This is a genomic window from Paenisporosarcina sp. P5_A11 (genome assembly GCF_056400705.1).
Map to the genome: position 1 here is coordinate 1 of NZ_JBFUKT010000150.1, position 8,293 is coordinate 8,293.

Below are 8,293 nucleotides of genomic sequence, written 5' to 3' on the forward strand. Positions count from 1 at the left end.
ATACTAGCCTCCTAAAACGGTTCAGTGGAAAAAAGAGAGTTACTAGAACCCTCCTTTTCAAATTATCTCAGTTCGTCCAATGCTATGTTCAACTTCAAAACATTAATTCGAGGTTCACCAAAAAGTCCTAATGAACGACCTTCCGTGAATTTATCGACAAGATTATATAAACTTTTTTCAGATAAACCTCTCTCTTTTGCAATACGTGGAACCTGAACGATTGCTCCTTGAGGAGAAACATTGGGATCGAGTCCTGAACCCGAGTTTGTCATTAAGTCAGAAGGTATATCCTCTTTTTTGATAGTAGGGTTTTCTTTTAAAAATTCAACTATATCATTTTTTGTCCGTTCCACCATTTCTTCATTTGATGGGGAATAATTTGGTGTACCTGAGCCAGCTGCGTCGTAATTTATGGAAGAAATACGACCATGAAAGTAGCCTGGATCTTTAAAAGATTGACCAATTAATTCGGAGCCAATAATTTCACCTGATTCATTTTTAATTAAGCTACCATCTGCTTTTGCAGGCATGATTACTTGTGAAAGCCCTGTCATGAGTAATGGATAGGCAATACCACATATAACTAATAGCACCAAAACTAGACGTATATTCTTTAACATTAATTCTCACCCTTATTTTTGATTTTAAACTAATTTAAACATCACAAGGATCAAATCAATTAATTTGATTCCAATGAAAGGAACTAACACTCCACCTAAACCATATATAAACAAATTCTTTGTCAACAATCTTGTAGCGCTCAAAGGAACATATTTTACACCTTTCATTGCTAATGGTATTAGCAGGGGAATGATTATGGCGTTAAATATTAAAGCTGATAAAATAGCACTTTGTGGTGTTGCTAATCCCATAATATTTAGAGCCTGCATTTGAGGGATAGCTAACATAAACATAGCTGGTATTATTGCAAAGTATTTAGCCACATCATTCGCAATACTAAAGGTTGTTAAAGCACCTCGTGTCATGAGCAACTGTTTCCCAATAGCTATTACCTCAATAATTTTCGTTGGATCTGAATCCAAATCCACCATGTTCGCGGCATCCTTCGCGGCATTGGTCCCTGTATTCATTGCTAATCCAACATCAGCCTGAGCCAACGCAGGTGCATCGTTTGTTCCATCACCGGTCATGGCGACAAGTTTCCCTTCAGCTTGTTCCTGCTTGATAAGGGAAATTTTGTCTTCAGGCCTTGCTTCTGCAATAAAATCATCTACTCCAGCTTCTTTGGCAATAGTCGCAGCTGTTAAAGGATTATCACCCGTACACATTATAGTTTTAATTCCCATTTTCCGTAATTCATCAAATCGTTCTCTCATACCAGGTTTTACTATATCTTTTAAGTAAATAACACCCAGCACACGATTTCCTTCTGCAACTACTAGTGGAGTGCCGCCTTTAATTGACACTTTGTCACTAATGTCTTTTAAATCACTAGGAACTTTCCCACCTTGTTGCAGTATATATTTCTGAATTGCATCAACTGCACCTTTTCTTACTTTCATTCCATTAGAAAAATCTGTCCCACTCATCCGTGTTTCAGCTGTGAATGAAACTCCTTCTGTTCCGTTTTTATCCAATTCTTTTTCAGGCAACCCTGCTTTTTTAGCAAATTCAACGACAGAGCGACCCTCTGGGGTTTCATCATGTAACGATGAATATACTGAAAACTTGTTAAGCTCTTCTTGACTTACACCCTTAACTGGTAATAAGGCAGAAGCCATACGGTTACCAAATGTTATGGTGCCTGTTTTATCAAGGATAATAGTATTAATATCGCCAGCTGCTTCAACCGCTTTTCCTGACTTCGCAATTACATTGAATTGTGTAACTCTGTCCATCCCTGCTATCCCAATGGCAGAAAGGAGACCGCCAATTGTTGTTGGAATTAAACACACCAGTAATGCTACTAAGGTAGCGATTGGAAATGTCACATTTACATATGAAGCTATGGGCACTAGTGTTGAACATACAAGCAAAAAGATAAGTGTCAGACTAACAAGAAGCGTGCTTAGTGCAATTTCATTAGGTGTTTTTTGTCTTTTAGCGCCTTCTACCAAGTTAATCATACGATCAAGGAAAGATTCCCCTGGGTCACTACTTACTCTTACTAAGATATAGTCACTGATAACTTTTGTTCCACCCGTTACAGAACTGAAGTCCCCACCTGATTCTTTTATTACAGATGCTGATTCACCAGTGATTGCTGATTCGTCTACAGCAGCGACTCCTTCAATGACATCACCGTCAGTTGGTATTAAATCATTGGCTTCCACTAATACGATGTCGCCTTTACGCAGTTCTGTAGCATCAACTAACTTTGTGAAACCATCTTTTTGGATTAACTTTGCTTTAGAATTCTTCTTTGTCTTTTTAAGACTATCAGCTTGTGCTTTTCCGCGTCCTTCTGCTAATGCCTCCGCAAAGTTAGCAAAAAGGATAGTCACGAACAAAATGATGGTAACGACAATGTTATATCCTCTATCTGATGTTCCACCAAAAAGAGTAGGGAATATAGAGAGTAGTAGGGTAATAACAAACCCTATTTCGACTACAAACATGACAGGATTTCGTGCCATTATTCTTGGATTTAATTTTTTGAATGCATCTTTAATTGCCTCAAAAACAATTCTCTTATCTAAGTTGCTTTTACGCTTTGTACTCATCTAAAGTGCTCCTTTTCAACATTTATCTAATCGTTAGCCATTCAGCGACTGGTCCAAGTGCAATTACAGGGAAGAAAGTCAACGCCCCAATAATTAAAACTGTTGCTAAAAGAATGACACCGAAAGTGCTATTATCTGTTTTAAATGTCCCAATCGTTTCTGGAACACGTTTCTTAGCGAGTAATGATCCAGCGATAGCAATCATTGCAATCATTGAGAAATAACGGCCAAATAACATGACTAAGCCAGTGGAAATATTCCAAAAAGGAGTATTATCTCCTAAACCTTCAAATCCTGAACCATTATTAGCAGCTGAAGAGGTAAACTCATATACCACTTGAGAAATCCCATGAAAACCTGGATTTGAAATAGCCGATGTACCCATCTGTGTCGCTAAAGCAATGGCAGATGGTACTAAGATGATTAAAGGATGCAGAAGAATTGTAATGGCTATTAATTTCATTTCTCTTCCTTCAATTTTCTTTCCTAAAAACTCTGGGGTACGACCAACCATTAGTCCGGCAATAAATACAGCCATTAATGAGTACATAAGGATATTTACTGTTCCTACACCATCACCACCAAATACGTTGTTCAACATCATCATTACTAGTGGCATTAATCCCCCGAGTGGAGTAAGGGTATCGTGCATGTTATTGACTGAGCCTGTAGTGGCAGCTGTAGTAACGGCTGTAAATAAAGCAGACTGGGCAATTCCAAATCGTGCCTCTTTACCTTCCATACTCCCATTCTCTTGTGATAGCCCTATTTCCTCTAATGCTGGATTCCCATTTTGTTCACTAAAATAAGTAACGCTAAGGAAGAAAAGGAACATTAATCCCATCGTGGTAAAAAGAATCCAACCTTGTTTCTTATTTTTTGCCATATAGCCAAACGTTAATGGAAGGGCAGCAGGAATAAGAAACATGAATATAATTTCTAAAATATTGGTAAAACCGTTTGGGTTCTCAAATGGATGTGCAGAGTTGACACCAAAGAATCCACTGCCGTTTGTGCCTATATGTTTTATAGACTCTAATGCCGCTACCGGTCCACGTGTTATAGATTGCGTGTCTCCTTCTAATGTAGTCGCAATCTCAGTAGGTTTAAAAGTCTGAGGCACCCCTTGAGACACAAGAACCAACCCAACTAAAAGAGATAATGGCAGTAACACACGAGTAATGGAACGAATTAAATCCACATAAAAGTTTCCTAAACTCCTCTGACCTGTTACCCCTCTGAAAACAGTGATACATAAAGCAAGACCAGTTGCAGGTGTAACAAACATTAAGAATATTATTACGACCATTTGAGATAAATAAGAGAGTCCAGATTCTCCACTATAGTGCTGTAAGTTGGTGTTTGTAAGAAAACTCGCAGCCGTATTAAATGCCAATAATGGATCCATGTTGTCTATCTTACTGGGGTTACCCGGTAAGACACCTTGAAAGCGGATGATCATGTACGAGATGAAAAACATTACTAAGTTACTTAAAAGTAGTGCCTTCGCATATTGCTTCCAGTTCATATCACTTGTATGGATACCGGAAAGTTTAAAAATACCCCGTTCTATCCTTCCAAATATGCGGTCTTGTTTAGTTGTTTCAAGGGAATAAACATTCGATAAGTATTTGGCCATTGGTATTGCAAGTATCATTAAAAGTCCCAACACCACGCCGATTTGTAAAAAATCCATTTACATTTCCTCCATTAGTAGCAATTAATATTTTTCTGGCCAAATTAGAGCATGAATCAAATACAACGTAACTGCTCCGACAATAATTAATAAAAGCATTTTTCTACTCACCCTTTTCTGCTATTACTTTGTTACAAAAATGGATAAATCCTAAAAAGAGAAAAAAGGTTATAGCTAAAAGTAAAATCGATACAAAATCCATTTGAGTCTCTCCTTTCACACAACTAGTAAAAATAGATATTTTTCTATGATCCGCCTCCTTAAATCTCCTGAATTAATTTAGAATGGATTGTTTGGTAAAAGCCACTTATAGCTGCAAAGGTCCGGCTTACTAAAGATGACAAAATCAGCGCCCATCCTTTTATACAAGCCAGAATATTGGTTATGACAAGTGACAACAAATAATCTGTGGTTTGAGCTCTGAAAAAAGGTTAACAAGGTTAAACAAATGAATTAGGGAAAAGATATACAGAGTTACATAAGTTACATAGCTCCAATTTGTTAATAATCGATTCCTTGCATTCGGTTAGGTCCTTATGGTCTTTAGCCACTTTTCGTCATAGCTAAATATTTGTATATTACTTGTATCGTGGCTAGCACATACAGTATCTTTTACAGATTCAAATAGTTTTCCTTTTCCAACTAAAAGTACTTCTCTCATTCTTTCACCCTTTTTCACTCTGCATTTTTTAATAGAGAGGAATGTCTATAAAAAAACATAAAAAAATAGACCAATGCTTACTTTTTCCCCGGTATGCAGCAATGCAACATCTATCCAAGTTCGAGCAGTGAAAAAACGATTCACACATCGAAACAAAGAAATGATTTGCAAAAGCAAACATATAGATTGGAGAAAAAGTACTCATTGATCTACTTAACGCCCAGCAAGCTATAAAGCTCACTTTGCGTTCTGTCTTCCAAGAAACTTTTTCATTTATAGGCATAATAAAAAGACCTACGGAAATGCCAGGCTGCTATTTTGCTACAAACATAACAAAAAAGCCCCCTGGATTAAGGCGGTCTTTATGACCTCCTTCGCTTTAGCCGACGAAGTTAGCTGACGGGTAGGATGGCGAAAGAGCTTCTCATCCTTTCTGCAAATGCAGAATTAACCCCAAATAGTGGTTCCTCCGTTCTCAATTGCTTGAGATTTGGCCGATATAAAATTGTTATTCATGAGATGTACTTTACTCTCATCGTTAAATATTTGTCAACTCTTTTTTTATGGTATGTGTTCAAATTAGATTTATGTAGTCATGTTTATCAAAACTAATGGATAAATCTCTATTTCTCTTAATAATTAAATTATTCTTTAGTTCTTTTGAGATTTACATTGACATGAACTTATAATCGGCATTATGATGAATCCCATAAATTCTAGAGATGAGATGGAGACATTATGTTAAATTCAAAAAAGAAACTAGAGGCTGAAATAAGTGCAGCATTTATTAAATTCCAGCGTGATCTGATAGGAAGAGGACCACAGGAGGCCAAAACCTATATAATTGATGACATGTTAATCACCCGTTTCAAAGGGGTCCTGACTGTGGAAGAAAAGCATCTTGTCAGTCATAATTCCGGGAAAAAGCTTGTAAAGCAAATGCGTACACTTCTACGTGAAATGTACAGCAATGATTATGAAAAAATTGTTGAACATCATACTGAATGTAAGGTTCTTTCCTCCCATAGTGATATTAGTACTAAAACAGGTGAAAGAATCGAAGTTTTTATTATGGATAAAGATTTAGAGAAATACTTAGAAACCACCAGATAATATATAATAGTTACTCTTTCTAATAAGCTAAAAAAAACGCAATTTTTATATCGGTATCAATATTTTAGAAGATGAAACCAGTTTGAGCCTCTTTAAAGATAATAAGTGGCGTAACCATAAATTAGGTCCTACTATAGACGCTATTCATAGTAAATATGGTTTAACTGCATTATTAATAAACGTATCCTAAACTGACGCAGGGACATTTTTTGAATTCGATTTACAAATAATGTTATCTACTCTATGAATTAAACTGGTTTAAAAGAAAATCCCAGTCATAACTACTATGACTGGGATAAAAAACGTGGTATTGAATATTCGATTGCAAGCTATATAAATGGAATCAGGTTGATTGATTAAAACTCAAAATTCATCACCCAAACACGTCTCAATTACAAGTTAACTTTGAAACATGAGACCACATTAAATGACACTCACGTGTTCACTTTTCAAATCCGTGATAAACATGTGACCTGGTGCATGAGTAATCATCAAAGCTGGTTTCATATGCATGGCGATCGCTTGTGGCGTTACACCACATGCCCAAAACACAGGAACTTCTCCTTCATTTATCGTTACCGCATCTCCAAAATCAGGCTGATTGATATTTGTAATACCAATCGATTCCGGGTTACCTATATGAATCGGAGCTCCGTGCACAGATGGAAAACGACTCGTTACTTGAACGGCTCGAATGACGTCTTTTTCTTTCATTGGACGCATGCTAACAACGGTTGGACCCACAAACTTACCTGCAGAAACGGCTTCAATTGATGTTTTATACATCGGCACATTGACGCCTTCTTCATTATGTCTCATCGGAATACCGTTTTTGATTAATGCATCCTCGAACGTAAAGCTACAGCCAATGAGAAATCCCACCATATCGTCTGTCCAATAGTCTGTAATATCTGTCGGTTCAGCTACTACTTCTCCATTTTGATATACACGATATTTTGGCAAGTCCGTTCGTAGGTCTGCGTGGGGTGCAGACATTTTTGGAACGTAGGAACCAACATCAGTCACATCAATAAGTGGACATGATTTGGGATTCCTTTGACAAAACAACAGAAAATCAAATGCCAAATCTTTTGGCAATATAACTAAATTAGCTTGAATATAGTCTTCACATAAACCGGAAGTAGGCGAAGTCAATTCGCCACTACGCATTTTCCCTCTTACTTCATAAGTTGTGGTCAATTGCATTACTCCTTTCTACATAAATAATTTAGGAATTTCATTGATTAGTGTATATCCACCCATTAATGACATAGCGATCACAATAATGACACCAAATATAGTCATCCACAATGGATGTTTGTAATCTCCAACAATTTTTATTCTATACGCTGCAATCAACATAACTCCTAATGCGATTGGTAAAATTAATCCGTTAATTGATCCAACAAGAACTAGAATACTAACAGGTTTTCCAACTATGACAAAGACAATTGTTGAAATCGCGATAAACCCAATGATGATTTTTTTGTGATGCTTCTCTAACCACGGATGGAATGTGCGAATGAATGACACCGATGTATATGCGGCACCAACGACTGATGTTATTGCTGCAGACCATAAGACAATCCCAAATATTTTGTAACCAATATTCCCTGCTGCTAATTTAAAAACAGAAGCTGGAGGGTTGGCAGGATCAAGCTTTAATCCTTGAGATACAACACCCAACACCGCAAGGAACAGGGCAATTCTCATAATTGCAGTAACCACAATTGCAAATACTGCACTACGGTTTACTTCAGGTAGAGCAGCTTTCCCTTTTATCCCAGCGTCAATTAACCGGTGACCACCTGCAAATGTGATATATCCACCAACAGTTCCTCCAACTAATGTGACAATCGCTAAAATATCAATCTTATCGGGCACAAAAGTTTTGACGACAGCTTCCCCTACAGGAGGTGCAGCTGTAAACATCACGTAAACCGTTAATGCAATCATTGCAAAACCTAAGATTTGTGAGAACTTGTCCATCGCTTTACCCGCTTCTTTAACAATAAAGATGCCTATTGCGAGAATACCACTTAGAATGGCTCCTAATTCTGGAGAGATTCCGAACAAAACATTCGTCCCAAGTCCTGCCCCCGCAATATTTCCGATGTTAAACGCCAGACCCCCCAAGAC

6 protein-coding genes and 1 riboswitch are annotated in these 8,293 nt (G+C 37.3%); of the genes, 1 reads left to right on the forward strand and 5 read right to left on the reverse strand.

The window, feature by feature from the left end:
* Positions 1-62: 62 nt before the first annotated feature.
* Genes kdpC through kdpA form a run of 3 tightly spaced genes read right to left on the reverse strand, consistent with a single transcriptional unit; the run spans position 63 to position 4,380 of the window.
* Entirely contained in the window at positions 63-620 is a 558-nt protein-coding gene (kdpC, locus tag AC1DOS_RS15655; protein WP_477538245.1) for a potassium-transporting ATPase subunit KdpC, read from the reverse strand.
* A gap of 24 nt (positions 621-644) precedes the next feature.
* Positions 645-2,684: a potassium-transporting ATPase subunit KdpB gene (gene kdpB, locus AC1DOS_RS15660; protein ID WP_477538246.1), complete on the reverse strand. Its 2,040-nt coding sequence runs from the start codon at positions 2,682-2,684 to the stop codon at positions 645-647.
* Positions 2,685-2,706: 22 nt separating this feature from the next.
* Entirely contained in the window at positions 2,707-4,380 is a 1,674-nt protein-coding gene (kdpA, locus tag AC1DOS_RS15665) for a potassium-transporting ATPase subunit KdpA (protein WP_477538247.1), read from the reverse strand.
* A gap of 1,027 nt (positions 4,381-5,407) precedes the next feature.
* A riboswitch (cyclic di-AMP (ydaO/yuaA leader) is annotated at positions 5,408-5,547 on the reverse strand.
* Positions 5,548-5,779: 232 nt separating this feature from the next.
* Between kdpA and AC1DOS_RS15670 the strand changes: the two genes are divergently transcribed.
* Positions 5,780-6,154, forward strand: coding sequence for a Na-translocating system protein MpsC family protein (locus tag AC1DOS_RS15670; RefSeq protein WP_477538248.1), 375 nt, complete (start codon positions 5,780-5,782; stop codon positions 6,152-6,154).
* A gap of 423 nt (positions 6,155-6,577) precedes the next feature.
* On the opposite strand, the gene AC1DOS_RS15675 is transcribed toward AC1DOS_RS15670, so the two are convergent.
* On the reverse strand, positions 6,578-7,354 hold the full coding sequence (locus tag AC1DOS_RS15675) for a putative hydro-lyase (RefSeq protein ID WP_477538249.1): 777 nt from the start codon (positions 7,352-7,354) through the stop codon (positions 6,578-6,580).
* A gap of 15 nt (positions 7,355-7,369) precedes the next feature.
* On the reverse strand, positions 7,370-8,293 hold a 924-nt coding region (locus AC1DOS_RS15680; protein WP_477538250.1), incomplete at its 5' end, for an NRAMP family divalent metal transporter.